Consider the following 16,279-nt stretch of genomic DNA (forward strand, 5'->3'; position numbering starts at 1 on the left):
CGGCTCTCAAGGGTTGACATCGGAGCTATATTCAACCGGATAGTTAATTAACCAAGTGATTGAGCGCCGATGCCGACAGATCAGCTGAGCACCACGTTCGCCGCCCTGGCGGACCCGACCCGGCGCGCGATCCTCGCCCGGCTCACCCGCGGCGAGGCCACCGTCAACGAGCTGGCCGAGCCGTTCGAGGTGAGCCTGCAGGCCGTCTCGAAGCACCTGAAAGTGCTGGAGCAGGCCGGATTGATCAGCCGGGGCCGCACCAAGCAGTGGCGCCCGTGCCGTCTGGAAGCGGGCCCGCTGGCGGACGTCGCCGGCTGGGTCGCGGAGTACCGGCGGTTCTGGGAGTCCGGATTCGACCGCTTGGACGAGCACCTGCGGCAGTTGCAGGAGGGGGCGGAATGAGCGAGCTGACCATCGTGCGGGTCTTCGACGCACCGCGGGACCTGGTGTTCCAGGTCTGGACCGACCCGGCGCACCTCGCGAGCTGGTTCGGCCCGCACGGCTTCGTCGCGTCCGAAACCAGCACGGACCCGCGCCCCGGCGGGACCTGGCACACCCGGATCACCAGCGCTGATGACGGCATCGACCGCCGGGTGTCCGGCGTCTACCGCGAGGTTTCTGCACCGTCCCGGCTCGTGTTCACGTTCCGCTGGCAGCACCCGGAGGACGAGGTCGGCGAAACGCTCGTGACCATCGATTTCGCTGAGCTGGCAGGAAAAACTTCGATGACGTTCCACCAAGCCCCGTTCCCGGACATCGCCGAGCGCGACGGCCACATCGACGGCTGGCAGTCCGGGTTCGAAGATCTCGACCGCATCCTGGAGGACCTGAAATGACCGCCGCACTCCCCCGCGTCGTCTCGCCCGAAGAATGGGCCAGCGCCCGCGAATCGTTGCTGCGCAAGGAAAAAGAACACACGCGCGCAGGCGACCGGCTGGCCGCCGAACGTCGCCGGATGCCCATGGTCCGCTTCGCGAAGCAGTACGAATTCACCGGTCCGGAAGGCACGCGAAGCCTGCTCGACCTGTTCGACGGCCGCCGCCAGCTGATCGTCTACCACTTCATGCTGTACGCCAGCGACGAAGCGGGCTGCCCCGGCTGCTCCCTGCTCGTGGACAACATGAGCAACCTCGCGCACCTGCACGCCCGCGACGTCACGCTCAAGGTCGCCGCGCCCGCGACGCCGCCGGAGATCGAGCGGTACTGGGCCAGGATGGGCTGGACGATCCCGTGGGTTTCCGCCGCGGGCACGGATTTCCCGGCGGACTGCGGCATCGACGGCGGCTTCGGCGTGAGCGTGTTCCTCCGCGACGGCGACGACGTCTACCGCACCTACTTCACCGACGGCCGCGGCGGCGACCAGTTCATCAGCACGCTGCGGTACCTCGACGTCACCCCGTTCGGACGGCAGGAGGCGTGGGAGGAAGAGTCCCGCGGCACCGACGCACCCAGCAGCTGGTGGCGCCGCCACGACGAGTACTGAGAACTTTCCGTGCGACGGCCGCGCGGAACTGCAGTTGCTCGACGTCAAGCGCTCAAGGCAGAGAAAAACCGGGCCACCCAAGCGTGACCCGGTTTTCGCTTACTGGTGCGCTTTCGCCGCGCGCAACGCGATCCACTGCCGCATCGCGTACTCGACCAGCGTGATCAGCGTCTGCTTGGTCGATTCCCGCTCCCGGGCGTCGCACCGGACGATCGGGATGCTCGCATCGATCGACAGCGCCTCGCGCACATCATTGATGTCGTGTTCCAGCACGCCGTCGAACGTGTTCACGCCGACGATGTACGGCAGGCCGCGGTCCTCGAAGAAGTCGATCGGCGCGAACGAGTCCGCGAGCCGCCGGGTGTCGGCGAGCACGACCGCTCCGATCGCGCCGCGCACCAGGTCGTCCCACATGAACCAGAACCGCTGCTGGCCGGGCGTGCCGAACAGGTAGAGGATCAGGTCCGCGTCGAGCGAGACGCGGCCGAAGTCCATGGCGACCGTGGTGGTCGTCTTGTACGGCGTCTGGTCGAGGTTGTCGATGCCGCGGCTGGCGTCGGTCATCATCGCCTCGGTGGTGAGCGGGACGATTTCCGACACCGAGCCCACGAAGGTCGTCTTGCCCGCTCCGAAGCCGCCCGCCACCACGATCTTCGCCGATGTCATGGTCGGGGGCGCGGTTTCCCGCGGTGCCTTAAAGCCGACGGAGTCCACTCAAAACCCTTTCCATCAACATCAAGTGTGCTTCGGCGCCGTCCTGGCCCGAGATCGTCCGGTGCACGGTGACGAGACCGGCGTCGGCCGCGTCGCTGATCAGCACCCGCGCCACCCCCAGCGGCACCGACAGCACCGCGGCGATCTCCGCCACCGAACGCGGGGTCCGGCACGCTTCCATGATCGAGATGCTCTCGATCTGCTCCGCCGCCGCCTGGGGGAAGCCCCCCGCGGCGACATGGTCCTTGGTGGAGATCAACGTCTCCAGTTCGAGCGCGTAGTTCGCCCGGGTGCGCCCGCCGGTGAGAGCGTACGGGCGCACGATCGACGTCTCCTCGGCCGGGTCCACCCGATCGTGGCGCTCGGGCCGGACGATCGCCGACGGCATCGAGAACTCGCCGCTCGGCGGTCCCGGGTCGAAGAGCCCGCCTGGTCTGGGGCCGTCGGAGTCCGTACTGCCCGGTGGAGAGACGAGAGAGGTCACACCATCTCCTTGGTCGGCCTGCGGCGCAGGTGCCGCAGGCGGGTCCGCTGCCGCGTGCGCTCCCGCGGCGGGCGGCACTGGGGACTGGGATTCCTTCTTTTCTTTGCCGCTCTTCTTCCGTTTTCTGCGCGAGCGGCCCGAATCAAGGCTGAACCCGTTGAGGACGTCGGCGAACGTGCCGTCGTCCCCGGCGGCGGGCTCGTCCCCGCGCGGGGGCTCGCCGCCGGTACCGGGCTCTTCGCCGAACAATCCGGACCCCTGGCTCATCGCGCCATCATCCCACCGGTTCGCCGATCAGCGAGCCCCCGGCGCCCTGCAGCTGCGCGCGCAGCTCCGGGGTCAGGATCTGGCCGACGCGGTCGACGAGCATCGTCATCTCGTAGGCGACCTGCCCGATGTCGCAGTTGGGCGCGGCGAGGATCGCCAGGCAGGAGCCGTCGCTGATGGACATCAGCACCATGATGCCGAGCTCCATCTCGACCACGGTCTCGCGCACCGAGCCCGCCTCGAAACAGCGGGCGGCCCCCTGGGTGAGGCTGACGAGCCCGGACGCCACGGCGGCGAGCTGGTCGGCGCGGTCGAGCGGCAGCCGGTTGGAGGCCGTCAGCAGGAGACCGTCGGCCGACACGACGACCGCGTGCGCGACGCCCGGGACGCGGTCGGCGAAGTCGTTCACCAGCCAGCCGAACTGGTTCTGCTGCGGCTGGGCCGCATTCGGCGAGGTCATTCACCCTCCAATGTTTCGTGGTTCTTCTCAGCGGCCTGCGCGGTGCGGTGCCTGCCGCGCTGGATCCCCTGCTGGAAACTGCTCAGGCGACCGCGCACGTCGTGCGCATCGCGGGACGGACGGGGGCTCGCCGACCCGGCGGGCGGCGGTGCGCTGCCGGGAAGAAGCTGTTCTCCTCGGCGGCGCCGAGGCAATCCTGCCGAAGTGAAGGAAGCGGGTGTCGACTGGGACACCGACTGGACCGTCCGCCACCCTTCGTCGGAACCGAAGTTCCACTCAGCGGCGCCTTCGGCAGGAGTCGTGGAGGGGCTGGCCGACCCGTCCGAACCGGCGGGCTCGGCGGGGGTCTGCGGGGCGTCCTGCCCGGCGGAGGACTGCCGCGACGGAGCCTGTCCCGGCACCAGCGGCTGATCCCACAACCCGGTCTGCTGCCCCGGCGTCGCGGGCTCGCCCGGCACGTTCTGCCCGGGCACCCGGGTCTGCCCCAGTCCCCCGGCCAGTCCCTGCGCCGAGGCCGAAGCCGCCGGAGCCGAAGTCGGGTCCGCCGTCGTGCCGGACTGTTCCGCCTTCTCCGCCTGCTGCCTCGGCGCCGCGGCCGGAGGCTGCGCGGCGCGCCACGTCGTCAGCGGCGAAGCCTGGCCCGGGTTCTCGGCGGGCTTGCCCCACAAGGAGGTCTGCTCCGTGCTCGGGGACTCGGCAGGCGCGGAAGCCTGTCCGTTCGCCGAAGCCGGGCTGTCCGTCTTCTCCGGCGCCGCGGTCTGGCCGTTGGCCGAAGCCTGCGCCGCCTGCGAAGCAGGAGTCTGCCCGGTGCCGGAGACCGCGGCCTCGAGCCCGGCCACAGCGGCCGGGACCTGGTTCGGGTCGGCGGTCGGCGGAGGCGGCGGGAGGCTGCTCGCGCCCTTGCGGCGGGTCGGCAGGCTGTCCGGCTTGTCCGGCCGGACGGTCCGATCCGGTTGCGGCGCGGGCAGTTCCGTGCGCGCGGCGGGCTCCTGGCGCGGCCAGCCGCCGTCCGGGTCGAACGCCGGGGGCACGGCCGGGACGGGAGCCGTCTCGTCCGGCGAGTCCGCGTCCGCGGGCCGGGTGCCGAAGCCGGCGGGCGCGTCCGTCGCGCCGAACGGGGCGGTCGAACCCGGGGTGCGCTGCGGCATCCCGCCGGGCCGGTTCTGCTCGGCGGGAACGCCGAACGCACCCGCGACCGTCTGCCGCCGCCGGACCGCCGCGTCGTGGGCGCGGGCCCGCTCGGGCGAGGGCGCCGTCGTAGCGCTGGAGGCGTCCGCGGCCGGGGAATCCGCTGCGGCGCCAGTGGTTTCCGGCGCGGTCCCGCGGACTTCCTGACGGCCGCGCGTGACGCCGCGCTGGAAGCTGTTCAGCCGTCCCCGCACGTCCGCGGGGTCGCGGACCGGGAGGTCGCTGCCCTGCGTTTCGGCCGCGGGAGCCGCCGGTTCCGGCGTGGCGCTGCCCGGCATGAGCTGCTCGCCGCGACGGCGCCGGGGCAGGCCCGACTTGGTGAACGCGGTCGGCTCCACTTGGGACAGTGCCTGCACCGTCCGCCAGTTTTCGTCGCTCGCGAAATCCCAATTGCGCTGCTGCTGATCGGAATCCGCCTCCGGCTCCGCGGCGGCTGTGCCGGACGCGGGCGAAGCCGCCGGGGAGGCGGCCGCGGGCGGCGGCTGCGCGGGCGAACGGAACCAGGCCGACAGCATCTCGTCGAAGATCGGCGTGTTCTCGATCGTCGTCTCCGCCGCGGACGGCGGCGGGACCTCCGGCACCTGCTGCGCGGCCTGGTTCCACCAGTCGCTCAGCGTCGTCGCGTTGGCCGCGGAGAACAGGTCCTTGCCCGAGGGCAGTTCGCCGTCGCGCTCGTCGCGGGTTTCCGCGGCCGGTTCCGGTTCGGGCTCCGGACGCGGCGGCGGGACGTCGACGGTCTGCGGCAGCTTCGGCGCGGGCGGCGGCGGGGCGGGCGTGTCGTCGTCGCGCGGGATCGGGCTGAACAGCGCGGTCCCGGACACCTCGAGGTCGGACGGCGGACGCGCGACCTTGTCCCCGGAGAACCCGGCGAGGTCGCCCGCCGAGGGCCAGCGCTGCGTTTCCTCGGAGTTGCTGCCCTGCTGCGGAACGAGACCCGGCACGGCCGAACCGTTGGAAGCCGGACGCTGGCGCCGGGGCAGTCCGCCGGGAGCGGCGGGCGGGGCGGCGAGGCTTGCCTTGGGCCCGGGCAGCTGACCGGGCTCGCCCCGGTCGCCGGGCACCGTGGCCAGTCCGGTCATCACCAGCTCCGGCGGCACCACCACGGTGGCCCGCACGCCGACGATGTCCTTGCCGCCGTGCAGCGAAACGCCGATGCGGTGGCGGCCGGCGAGGCGGCCGACCACGAACAGGCCCATCCGGCGCGAGGTCGCGAGGTCGACCGAGCCCGAGTCGGTGAGCCGGCCGTTGGCCTCCACCACCTCGTACTCGTTCATGCCGATGCCCTTGTCGAGGATGTCGACGTTGAGCGAACCGTCCTCGGCGAGCCGCGTCGCGACCGTCACCTGCGTTTCCGGCGCGGAGAACGCGGTCGCGTTGTCCAGCAGCTCCGCGATGAGCCGCTGGACGTCGCTCGCGGCGAACCCGACGATCTTCACCGCGGGCGGGTGCTGCACCGAAACCCGTTGGTACTGCTCGATTTCCGACACCGCGGCGCGCAGCACGTCGTGCGTGGCGACCGGCTGGCCGGAACGGCGGCCCGGCTCGGCGCCGGAGAGGACCATCAGGTTCTCGTTGTTGCGCCGCATCCGGGTGGCGAGGTGGTCGAGCTGGAACAGCGTGGCGAGCTGGTCGGCGTCCTCCTCGTCGCGCTCCAGCCGCTCGATCAGCTGCAGCTGCCGCTGCACGAGGCTCTGGCTGCGCCGCGACAGGTTGACGAACACGCTGGAGTAGCCGGCGCGCATGGCGGCCTGTTCGGTCGCCAGCTTCAGCGCCTGGCTGTGCACCTTCTCGAACGCCCGCGCGACCTCGCCGACCTCGTCCTGCACCTGGACCGGCACCGGTTCGACCTCGACGCTCTGCGCGCGGCCCTCCTGGATGTTGCGGACCGCCTCGGGCAGGTCCTTCTCCGCGACGTCCAATGCGGACCGTCGCAGGACCTTCAGCGAGCGCAGCAGCTGGCGGGCGATGACGAACACGACCGCGGCGGCCGCGGCGAGCGCCGCGAACAGCAGCACGGCGAGCAGACCGGCGCTGCTGCCCGCGTCCTCGACCAGCTGGGACGACGCGGCGGTGAGGTCGGTGCTCATCCGGCCGGAGACCTCGGACAGCTGCGAGGTCACCGCGTTCGAGGCGTTGTTCCACTCCTGCGCCGAAATCCGCTTGAGCGCGTCGTCGGTCGAGACGCCCTGACCGCCGAGCACGGTGCCGAGCATCCGCTTGCGGTCGTAGGAAGTGTCCGGCTTGATCGTGCTCTCGAAGTCGAGGCGCTGCGGCGCGGTGGCGGCGGCGTTGAAGTCGGCGACGCGGTCGTCGAACCGCAGTTCCGCGTCGCGCACGTCGCTCAGCTGCTGCGGGGTCAGCGTGCCCGCGGAGATGCCGTAGCCCACCAGGGACTGGGTGACCGACACCTGTTCCTTGGCCGCTTCGAGGTCGTGCAGCGCGCTCGGGGTGCTGCCGAGCGCGTCGGCGCTCGCGCCCGCCGACACCGCGGTGTCGGCTCCGATCAGCGCGCTGGTGACGGCGTTGTAGTCGCCGACCGCCTCGGCCGCGTTCAGCAGGCCGGCCCCGACCTGCTGGCGGATCACCGCGATCTCGTTGACCTGCGCGTTCGCCGAGTTCACCGCGCCGGACACGCTCGAACCGTCGGCCCCGACCCGGGCGGCCGCCTCGGTGAACGGCGCGACCGCGGCGTCGGTGGCCGCGCGGGCGGCCTTCAGTTCCGGGGTGACGCCCGAGGTGCCCGCGATCAGCTGGGCGGCGGTCTGGGTGCGTTCGCGCTGAAGCCCGTCGGTGAGCGCGCGCAGCTGGGTGCTCAGCGCGACGAGCCGGTCGATCCGCTGGTAGTCGCTCGAGCGCGAGACCTGGCCCGCGATGGCGGTGATGCCGAGGACGAGCGCGAGCACGATGGGGACGATCGTGACCGCCGACAGCTTGACCGGCAGGCTCCAGTCCCGCCAGCGCAACGCCGCCCGCCAGCCCGACGACCAGCGCGGCCGCTTGGGCGGGCGGCCGAGCAGCTTTTCCACAGGCACTTGGCCTTCTCCTGCAACGGTCACGAAAGTGACTCCCTGTCCGGCGTCGTGGCGGCCCGTCGGCGGTCCCCTCGGTCCTCCGTGCTCCCGGTGCGCAGCGCGCTCCCGGCGCGGAGTCCCGCGGTCCGCCTGCCCGCGCGTCCGACCGGGGGCGGGCACGACCGGGTCGATCCTTCACCGGTCCGGGAGACGATCGGCTTCCCGGGACTATGCACGTGCACGACGCAACTTGCGGACTGCACGGCGGTGGTCGAGATCAACTTGTCTGCGCCTATCGATCGCTGCGGGCGGCTGGGGCCAAAGAATCGTACACCAATCGCCGCCTGCGTTATTGCGTTCCGCATCGGGGGGCTGACCTGGGAAAATAGTCAAAACTCGGAAACTCGGAGCCACGGATTCGCACCCGGCCGCCCGGCGCGGGAATTCCGGTTACCCGGCGCTCTCGGCCTCGGCGTCCGGCCGTCACCCGATTAGCCCACACAGGGTAAGCAACACCCTCGATGGGACTACGCTCCGTGCCCCCATCGGGTGGGTGCACCCGGAAGTTGAACCCGATGTTGTGGAGATGCAGCGACGCGCCGCCCGACCCGGTGATTTTTGCCAGCCTCCCTTCCCTGCCTGGGAATCCCCGCCCGGCCGGCCACCTGCCCGCCGAAACGGAGCGGCCGCCCCGCCCGGCGGCTACGACCGGTCACCGTAATGGATCTTGACCGGCCCGTCACTCCGCCGTCTGCCGCAACCCGGACCGGCACCGGCGACTCCCCGTGACATCGGTGCTCACTATTCCGAGTGATCAGCCTGTGATCTGCCCGGACGCGCCGTTCCGCGCTATTTCCCGGGCGAAAAGGAATTTCCGGTGCCCTCGCGAACCGGCTTTTTCCGCGTTCCGGCGCCGTCGTTACTATGGCCGCCTCCCAGTCCGCAAGGGCGATCCGGGCGCTTTCTCGAACGATGCCCGCCGCCTTCCACCGCGCAAGTTGCCGGAGGCAGCCATGCACAACGTCGCGCGCACCACCGGACCGGCCTCCGCGGCCGAGGACACCGGTCAGATGCCCGCGCTGTTCGACCGCGAAGGAGGCGACGCCGCACCGCGCGGCAGGCGCCGCAAGCGCGGCCCGGACTACGAGCAGATCCAGCGCAGCCCCCAGTTCCGCGCGCTGCGCAGCCGCTTCCGCCGGTTCGTGTTCCCGATGAGCATCGGGTTCTTCGTCTGGTACCTGGTCTACGTCGTGCTCGCCGCCTACGCGGGCGAGTTCATGAGCACGCCGGTCTTCGGCCTGGTCAACGTCGGCATGCTGCTCGGCCTCGGCCAGTTCCTCACCACCGCGGTCATCACCGCGCTGTACGTCCGCTTCGCCGACCGCGAGATGGACCCGCGCGCCGCCGAGATCCGAGCGCAGGCCGCCCCTGTCACGGAAGGAACGCCCCAGTGACCACCGTTTCGCTCGCCGAAGGAGCTTCGGAGAGCAACCCGCTGATCAACACCGGGGTGTTCGCGCTGTTCGTCGCGATCACCCTCTACGTGGTGTACCGCGCGGGGAACCGCCGCTCGTCGACGTCGGGCTACTACACCGCCGACAGCGCTTTCACCGGAAGGCAGAACGGCGTCGCGCTGTCCGGCGACTTCCTGTCCGCGGCGTCGTTCCTCGGCATCGCGGGCGCGATCGCGATGAACGGCTACGACGGCTTCCTCTACTCCATCGGCTTCCTCGTCGCGTGGCTCGTCGACCTGCTGCTGCTCGCGGAACTGCTGCGCAACACCGGCCGCTTCACCATGGGCGACGTGCTCAGCTTCCGGATGAAGCAGCGCCCGGTGCGCGCCGCGTCGGCCACGTCGACGCTGGTGATCTCCTTCTTCTACATGCTCGCGCAGATGGCGGGCGCGGGCGGCCTGGTCGCGCTGCTGCTGGACGTCCACTCCAAGTGGGGCCAGGCGGTGGTGATCACCGTGGTCGGGCTGGTGATGATCTCCTACGTGCTGCTCGGCGGCATGAAGGGCACCACCTGGGTCCAGATCATCAAGGCCACCATCCTGCTCACCGCGGCGTCGCTGATCACGGTGTTCCTGATGGGCAAGTACGGCTTCAACTTCTCGAGCCTGCTGCGCGCGGCCGCCGACCGCAGCCCGATGGGCAAGGACCTGCTCTCCCCCGGCGGCTCCTACGGCAAGGACGGCACCACGAAGCTCGACTTCGTGTCGCTGTCGCTGGCGCTGGTGCTCGGCGTCGCCTCGCTGCCGCACGTGCTGATGCGCTTCTACACCGTGCCGAACGCCCGCGAGGCGCGCCGCTCGGTGGTGTGGGCGACCGCGTGCATGTTCGTGTTCTACCTGTGCACGCTGGTGATCGGCTTCGGCGCGGCGGCGATCGTCGGCCCGGACGAGATCAAGGCCGCGCCCGGCGGCGAGAACTCGGCCGCGCCGCTGCTGGCCCTGCACGTGGGCGGGACGGTGCTGCTCGGCGTCATCTCGGCGGTCGCGTTCGCGACGATCCTCGCCGTGGTGGCCGGGCTGACGCTGACCGCGTCCGCCTCGTTCGCGCACGACGTCTACGCGAACGTCATGAAGCGCGGCAAGGCGGAGCCGGAGGACGAGGTCCGGGTCGCCCGGCTGACCGCGGTCGTGATCGGCGTGCTCGCCATCCTCGGCGGCATCCTCGCCAACGGCCAGAACATCGCGTTCCTCGTGGCGCTCGCGCTCGCGGTGGCGGCGTCGGCGAACCTGTCGACCCTGCTGTACTCGCTGTTCTGGAAACGGTTCAACACCACCGGGACGCTGTGGAGCATCTACGGCGGGCTCATCGCCTGCGTCGTGCTGGTGCTGTTCTCGCCGGTGGTGTCGGGAGCCTCGGACTCGATCTTCCCGAGCGTCGACTTCCACTGGTTCCCGCTGAAGAACCCGGGCCTGGTGTCGATCCCGGTGTCGTTCCTGTGCGGCGCGATCGGCACGTTCGTCGGCCGGTCGAAGAGCGATCCGGCCAAGCACGCGGAGATGGAGGTCCGGTCCCTGACCGGTGTCGGCTTCGGCTCCTGATCCCCTGGCACAAGAAAACCGCGGCGTCCGGATTTCCGGGCGCCGCGGTTTTTTCGGTGCTCAGAAGACGTCGCGCCCGGCCTGCACCCGGTGCGTCACCCGGCGCTCGACGACGAACGACACGAACGGGACGCACCCGGCCAGCAGCACCAGGACGGTGCTCTTGATCGACCAGCGGGCCTTGATCGCGAGGTCGATGGTGAGCACCAGGTAGATCATGTAGAGCACGCCGTGGATCGGCGAGTACACCTGCGCCGGCGTGGCGTTGCCGAAGCCGTACTCGATGATCATGGTGGCGCAGAGCGCGAGCAGGCCGACACCGGTCACGTACGCGCTGGCCCGGAACCGGGTCAGCGAGCCGGACACCTTCGACTGGCGAGCGGGGGCGGCACCGTCGGTGCTGGTCGTCATGGGAGCGTCCTCATTTCCGCGGGCGTTCAGGACTGCTGGTCGCGGGCGTTGAGCTCGCGCAGGTAGCGGTTGTAGGCGGCGAGTTCGTCGTCTTCTTCGACGGGAGCCGCGGCCGGTCGCGGCGCGGGCACGCGGACCGGGGCCGGAGCAGGCGGTTCGGGCTGGCCGGCGGCTTCCTCTTCGCGTTCGCGCAGCTTCTTGATGCGCCAGAACATGAACGCGGGGAAGAGCCCGAAAAGCGGCCATTGCAGCACGTAGCCGAGGTTCTGGAAGGTGCCGGTGGCGGACGTGAACCGGTCCCACTGCCACCAGGCCAGCCCGCAGCACAACGCCAGGCTCACGAGGCTCGTGGCGACGATCATGAGCCGGCGCCCGAGCGGGGACGCGGCCGGGCCGGGATCTGCGGGCACGGTATCGACGCTAGCACTGGCCGGGGACGACGTTGCTGAGAGGCGGCGAGGTCGTGACCGGGGCCCCATCCGGCGTTCGCGGCCGGATTCGCCGGGTGGCCGGCCGCTGACTCGCCGCTCCGGCACCCCGTCGCGCTGGAAAGACCCGGCAGCTCGATCCGGGCAAACACCCCAGCGCGGCATCGAGGCGCATGCCGGACTGTGGCGGACGTGGTCCGTGAAGGACCCCTTGGGGGAATCCAAGTCCGTGAAGGAGCCCCTCACCGACCGGTAACGGGAGGCAGACCCGGGCGTCAGCCCGCTTGCACCTTCTGCGCTGCCTTCGCATAGCCGTCCGCCAGGCCGAAGACCTTCTGCGCGTACTCCGTCGAGTTGTTGTACGACAGGATCCCCGACCACCAGCCCGCCGGGCTGGCCATGTCGCGGCCGCCCGCGCACAGGTAGCGGGCGGCGGTGAGGGCGGCGTCGTCGATCTGCTGCGGGTCGGCGCGGCCGTCGCCGGTGGCGTCCGACGCCCACTTCCGCCAGGTGCCCGGGATGAACTGCATCGGGCCGACCGCGCGGTCCGCGACCGGGTCGCCGTCGAGCTGGCCGCCGTCGGTGTCGCCGATCGCGCGGACCCCGGAGGAACCGTCGAGCGGGACGCCGATGATCGGCTTCGACGGGCGGCCGTCCGCGCCGAGGACCGCCCCGCCGTACTGGCCGTGGTTGGACTCGATGCGGCCGATGCCGGCGAGCGTCGCCCAGGAGATGTGGCAGCCGCGGTCGACCTCGCGCATCGCGAGCTCCGCGTTGCCGTACGCGCGCACTGCCCGCGCCGGGATGCCGGTGGCGGGCGCGACCTTGTCCGCCCAGGCCTGCAGCGGGTCGCCGCCGGTCGGGCGCGCCGACTGCGGCGCGGTGCCCTGGTCCGCCGCCCCGCCCGCGACGACGGCGTTGACCGGCGCGATCGAACCGGGTTTGACGTCGACCGCCTTGACGCTCAGCGCCGGGATGTCCGTCGTGGTCGGGCTGGCTTCCGGGGCGGTCGCCCTGGTGACGATCCAGACCCCGCCGCCCGCGACGGCGAGCACCGCGACGACGACGGCAAGCCGCACCGCGAGCGCGGCGCCATGACCGCGACGGGCGGGCGACGGGGCGGCAGCGGGAGCCGCGGTCTCGTCCCCGGTCCGCTCGGTGTCGGGGGTCTGTCCGGTGGCGGGCACGAAACTCCGGTCCTCCAGCATGGCTTGGGGTTCGCAACACACAACGAGCCCGCGCAGGTTAGCGTTACGCACGCATCGCCATGGCCCCCGCCACGCCGGTTCACCCGGCCGGGTAACCCGGTTCCGTCAGGTGGACGGTTCACGCCGCACAAACACTCACCAGCCCGCTGCCGAGGCGGGGTTGGCCGAAGCTAAGCCCCACGTCGAGGCGGGGTTCAGTCGGAACGGCTGCCGTCGGGCTTCGCCGACCGGACGCGCCAGGCGGGCTTCGCCGCGGTGCGGCACCGCCAAACAAAAACGTCCGCCGCATGCGGCTTCCGGCGCTCCCGGCAAGGAGTGCTTTCCACCGCACCGCGACGGGCGCTTCGCCGTGTTGCCTGGCCGATTCGCCGACCAGGCAACACAGCTGTCAAACAGGCTTCTTCCCGCACGAACCGCGGGACGAACAATCAGGCACTTCTTCCGGCGCGAGCCGGATGGAACGAACTATGAGGCGCTTCCTGCTGCGCGAGCCGCACGGACGAACGACCAGCCACGCCCTCCCGCACGAGCCGCACGGAACGAACCATCAGCCACATCCACCCGCACGAACCGCACGGAACGAACGACCGCCCGCTTCCTCCCGCACGAACCGCGGAACGAACGATCAGCCACATCCGCCCGCGCAAGCCGCACGGAACGGACGTTCAGGCACTTCGCCCCGCGAGAACCACGCGGAACGAACGGTCAGGCAGGCTTCTGCTGCCGCGCCAGCCGCGCGACGCACCACGCGGGCGCGCTGCCCCGGCGGAGGTGCTGCAGCACCGTCATCGGGCCGAGCCGCCGCGCGAGGTCGGACGGTGCGAGACCGGCCGCCCGGTAGTCGAGGGCTCGCTGGTCCAGCGGGCTGATCCCGGCGTCCCACCACTGCTGCGCTTCGGCGACGTCGCCGACCATCTGCCACCAGCCCGCGGCGGCGACGAGCAGTTCTTCCGGGACCTCCGGCAGCCGGGCGCGCATCGCGTCGAGGTAGCCGGGGTCGGCGGCCTCGACCGGGGCCCAGCGGGCGGGTCCGGACCGGGCGCGCTGGCCGGGGATGCCGGGCGGAGCGGCCGGCGCGTCGGCCAGCCAGGCCGAGGCGATGCGATCGACCTCCTGCTCCTCAGGGGTCTTCTCGCGCTCGGCCGACCACTGCCGGATCAACGCGTCCACTCCGGGATCTCCGGTCATCCCTGCCTCCTCATCGCTCCCCGACGGGCAGGCATTTCGACCGCCTGCCCCGTTGCGCGTCCACGATTGGCTCCCCACGCGTGACCGGGCCGAAAACCCGCCGTGACCCGGCTCCCGGGGGACCGGAGAACCGGCTGATCACGCAATGTGAGCACCGTAGGGCGGCACCCGCTTTCTCCGCCATACCCCGGACCCCGGAAATTCGGTGACCAGGCGGTTTTACGGGCCAATCCACCCGGATGGTCGAGCGAAGTGCCCGAATCCCGGGATCCGGTGACAAAGCGTGACTAAGTGGCCGGACGGGCGCGCGAGGGCGGTCCGGCGAGCGGGAAACCGGGGTCAGGCGAAGAGGCTCTTGAAGAACGTGACGATCGCTTCGGCGCCGTCCTTGAGCCAGCCGAGCACGCGGTGCACGAAGGCCGCGGAGTTGGTGGGCTGCGTGATCAGGAAGAACAGCACGAGCGCGACCACTCCGACGACGACGATCTTCTTCAGGCCGCTCGACATGGTTTCGTTCCCCTCCGCTCCCCCGGCGCCCGGTCGGACGCCGGCCCCGCCTCGGCAGAGTCGGCTCCCACTGTAGTGACGGCACGCCGGAATGGCCCGTCGCAGGCCCCGATCCAGCCAGAAAGCTCACGGCCGGGTGACCCCGGTCACCATCGGGTGGCCCGGGCCCGGCGAGCGCCCCCGGTACGCTCCGGCGATGGACGACGGCCCAGTGACTCTCCGCCCGGTGCGCGAGTCCGACCTCGGTCTGCTGGAGGCCCTGACCAACGACCCGGAGACGGTCGGCGAGCACCAGTGGTTCGGCTGGCACGACCCCGGCTACGTCCGGCGGCTCTGGCGCGAGAACGGCATGCTGACCACCGACAACGGCATGCTCGTCCCCACGCTCGACGAACGCCCGCTCGGGCTCGTTTCGTGGCATCGCACGCGGACCGGCCCGCACACCTACTGCTGGAACATCGGCATGGTCCTGCTTCCGGAGGCGCGCGGGCACGGCCTCGGCGCGCAGGCGCAGCGGCAGCTCGTGCGCTACCTGTTCGCGCACACGCAGTTCAACCGCGTCGAGGCCAGCACCGAGGTCGGCAACCGGGCCGGCCAGCGTTCGCTGGAGAAGGCCGGGTTCACCCGCGAGGGGATCCTGCGCGGGTTCGATTTCCGCGACGGGCAGTGGCGCGATCACATCCTCTACTCGGTGATCCGGTCCGATCTGCCGTCGTGAGCGGTCAGGCGATCGCTCCGGCCTCCTTCAACGCCGCGACACCCGCGTCGTCGTAACCCAGCTCCGCCAGCACCTCCGCGGTGTCCGAGCCCTTCTCGTGCGGTGCTTCCGGCGTGGCCGCGGGCGTCCGGTCGAACCGCGGCGCCGGAGCGGGCTGCACCGTGCCGCCGATGTCCACGAACGTCCCGCGCGCCGCGTTCTGCGGATGCTCGGCCGCTTCCCACGGCGACAGGACCGCGGTGAGGCACGCGTCGGTGCCTTCCGCCCGCGCGACCAGTTCGTCGCGCGTGAACCGGCCGACCGCCTCGGCCAGGATCTTGCGCAGCCGCGGCCACTGGCTCTGGTCGACGTGCATCGGCAGGTCTTCGTTCTCCAGCCCGAGCACCTTGACGAGGTCGCCCCAGAACCGCATCTCGATCGCGCCGACGGCGACGTACTTGCCGTCCGCGGTCTCGTAGGTGTCGTAGAACGGGGCGCCGCCGTCGAGGAGGTTCTCGCCGCGCTCGCCCGGCCACACGCCCGCCGCGCGCATCCCGTGCAGGCTCGTGGTCAACAGCGCCGCGCCTTCCACCATCGACGCGTCCACGACTTGGCCGCGTCCGGACGTCGTGCGCTCGTGCAGCGCGGCCAGCACGCCCATCGCGAGCATGAGACCACCTCCGCCGAAGTCGCCGACCAGGTTGAGCGGCGGCACCGGACGTTCGCCCGCGCGGCCGATCGGGTCGAGCGCACCGGCGACGCTGATGTAGTTGATGTCGTGCCCGGCCGCCGACGCGAGCGGACCGTCCTGGCCCCAGCCGGTCATCCGGCCGTAGACGAGCCGCGGATTGCGGGCGTGCACCTGCTCCGGGCCGATGCCCATCCGTTCCGCGACGCCCGGCCGGAAGCCTTCGATCAGCACGTCGGCGCGCTCGGCCAGCTTCAGCACGAGCTCGACGCCCTCGGGCGTTTTCGTGTTCACCCCGACCGACCGCCTGCCGCGGGCGAGCGGGTCGTTCGGGATGCCGAGCACGTCGGCGCCCGGGGTGGCGCGGTCGACGCGGATCACGTCGGCGCCGAGGTCGGCCAGGATCATGCAGGCGAACGGAGCCGGCGCCAGTCCGGCCAGCTCCACCACCCGCAGCCCGGCGAGCGGACCCTGTTTCACGGAGAAGTCCTTT

Annotated in this window: 16 protein-coding genes; 6 read left to right on the forward strand and 10 right to left on the reverse strand. The window is 71.3% G+C overall.

The features are described 5' to 3' along the window. Positions 1-69 precede the first annotated feature (69 nt). From FKO37_RS37560 to FKO37_RS37570, 3 genes are read left to right on the forward strand one after another with little or no spacing between them, the layout of a single operon-like run. Positions 70-402 (forward strand): helix-turn-helix transcriptional regulator, encoded by a 333-nt coding sequence (locus tag FKO37_RS37560; RefSeq protein WP_043829165.1) that lies wholly within the window; start codon positions 70-72, stop codon positions 400-402. Further along, positions 399-836 carry an SRPBCC domain-containing protein gene (locus FKO37_RS37565; protein WP_238607567.1) on the forward strand — a complete coding sequence of 146 codons (438 nt, stop codon included), beginning with the start codon at positions 399-401 and terminating at the stop codon, positions 834-836. The genes FKO37_RS37560 and FKO37_RS37565 overlap by 4 nt, the downstream gene beginning before the upstream one ends. Further along, positions 833-1,483, forward strand: a complete 651-nt coding sequence (locus FKO37_RS37570) for a DUF899 domain-containing protein (protein ID WP_238607568.1) — start codon at positions 833-835, stop codon at positions 1,481-1,483. The genes FKO37_RS37565 and FKO37_RS37570 overlap by 4 nt, the downstream gene beginning before the upstream one ends. Before the next feature lie 99 nt (positions 1,484-1,582). Here the strand turns inward: FKO37_RS37570 and FKO37_RS37575 are convergent, their stop codons facing one another. From FKO37_RS37575 to FKO37_RS37590, 4 genes are read right to left on the reverse strand one after another with little or no spacing between them, the layout of a single operon-like run. After that, entirely contained in the window at positions 1,583-2,197 is a 615-nt protein-coding gene (locus FKO37_RS37575; protein WP_081654960.1) for an ATP/GTP-binding protein, read from the reverse strand. Continuing rightward, a complete protein-coding gene (locus FKO37_RS37580) occupies positions 2,178-2,948 on the reverse strand; it encodes a DUF742 domain-containing protein (RefSeq protein ID WP_199817431.1) in 771 nt (256 codons plus the stop codon). Before FKO37_RS37580 ends, FKO37_RS37575 begins: the two co-directional genes overlap by 20 nt. A gap of 7 nt (positions 2,949-2,955) precedes the next feature. Next, positions 2,956-3,408 carry a roadblock/LC7 domain-containing protein gene (locus tag FKO37_RS37585; protein WP_037809909.1) on the reverse strand — a complete coding sequence of 151 codons (453 nt, stop codon included), beginning with the start codon at positions 3,406-3,408 and terminating at the stop codon, positions 2,956-2,958. Beyond that, positions 3,405-7,652, reverse strand: a complete 4,248-nt coding sequence (locus FKO37_RS37590; protein ID WP_374204428.1) for a nitrate- and nitrite sensing domain-containing protein — start codon at positions 7,650-7,652, stop codon at positions 3,405-3,407. Before FKO37_RS37590 ends, FKO37_RS37585 begins: the two co-directional genes overlap by 4 nt. A 968-nt stretch (positions 7,653-8,620) precedes the next feature. Between FKO37_RS37590 and FKO37_RS37595 the strand changes: the two genes are divergently transcribed. Both FKO37_RS37595 and FKO37_RS37600 read left to right on the forward strand, forming a co-directional pair. After that, complete coding sequence (locus tag FKO37_RS37595; protein WP_037809904.1) at positions 8,621-9,061, forward strand: DUF485 domain-containing protein; 441 nt, start codon at positions 8,621-8,623, stop codon at positions 9,059-9,061. Then, positions 9,058-10,659, forward strand: a complete 1,602-nt coding sequence (locus tag FKO37_RS37600) for a cation acetate symporter (RefSeq protein WP_134668226.1) — start codon at positions 9,058-9,060, stop codon at positions 10,657-10,659. The genes FKO37_RS37595 and FKO37_RS37600 overlap by 4 nt, the downstream gene beginning before the upstream one ends. 60 nt (positions 10,660-10,719) lie before the next feature. Here the strand turns inward: FKO37_RS37600 and FKO37_RS37605 are convergent, their stop codons facing one another. The 5 genes from FKO37_RS37605 to FKO37_RS37625 all read right to left on the reverse strand — a co-directional run bounded on the left by FKO37_RS37605 (position 10,720) and on the right by FKO37_RS37625 (position 14,401). After that, positions 10,720-11,070, reverse strand: coding sequence for a DUF3817 domain-containing protein (locus tag FKO37_RS37605; protein ID WP_037809898.1), 351 nt, complete (start codon positions 11,068-11,070; stop codon positions 10,720-10,722). Between the two features lie 26 nt (positions 11,071-11,096). Beyond that, on the reverse strand, positions 11,097-11,432 hold the full coding sequence (locus tag FKO37_RS37610; protein WP_238608396.1) for a hypothetical protein: 336 nt from the start codon (positions 11,430-11,432) through the stop codon (positions 11,097-11,099). Between the two features lie 341 nt (positions 11,433-11,773). Beyond that, positions 11,774-12,706, reverse strand: a complete 933-nt coding sequence (locus FKO37_RS37615) for a lytic transglycosylase domain-containing protein (RefSeq protein ID WP_238607569.1) — start codon at positions 12,704-12,706, stop codon at positions 11,774-11,776. 705 nt (positions 12,707-13,411) lie between these two features. Next, entirely contained in the window at positions 13,412-13,894 is a 483-nt protein-coding gene (locus FKO37_RS37620) for a hypothetical protein (RefSeq protein WP_037713183.1), read from the reverse strand. Between the two features lie 339 nt (positions 13,895-14,233). Beyond that, entirely contained in the window at positions 14,234-14,401 is a 168-nt protein-coding gene (locus FKO37_RS37625; protein WP_162836029.1) for a hypothetical protein, read from the reverse strand. A gap of 196 nt (positions 14,402-14,597) precedes the next feature. On the opposite strand from FKO37_RS37625, the gene FKO37_RS37630 reads away from it, so the two are divergent. Further along, positions 14,598-15,119: a GNAT family N-acetyltransferase gene (locus FKO37_RS37630; protein ID WP_009075302.1), complete on the forward strand. Its 522-nt coding sequence runs from the start codon at positions 14,598-14,600 to the stop codon at positions 15,117-15,119. 4 nt (positions 15,120-15,123) lie between these two features. Here FKO37_RS37630 and FKO37_RS37635 read toward each other — a convergent pair whose 3' ends face one another. Then, positions 15,124-16,266: a CaiB/BaiF CoA-transferase family protein gene (locus FKO37_RS37635; RefSeq protein ID WP_037809896.1), complete on the reverse strand. Its 1,143-nt coding sequence runs from the start codon at positions 16,264-16,266 to the stop codon at positions 15,124-15,126. Between the last annotated feature and the right edge of the window lie 13 nt (positions 16,267-16,279).

The sequence above is a fragment of the Amycolatopsis sp. Poz14 genome (genome assembly GCF_006704225.1).
Taxonomy (GTDB): Bacteria; Actinomycetota; Actinomycetes; order Mycobacteriales; family Pseudonocardiaceae; genus Amycolatopsis; species Amycolatopsis nivea.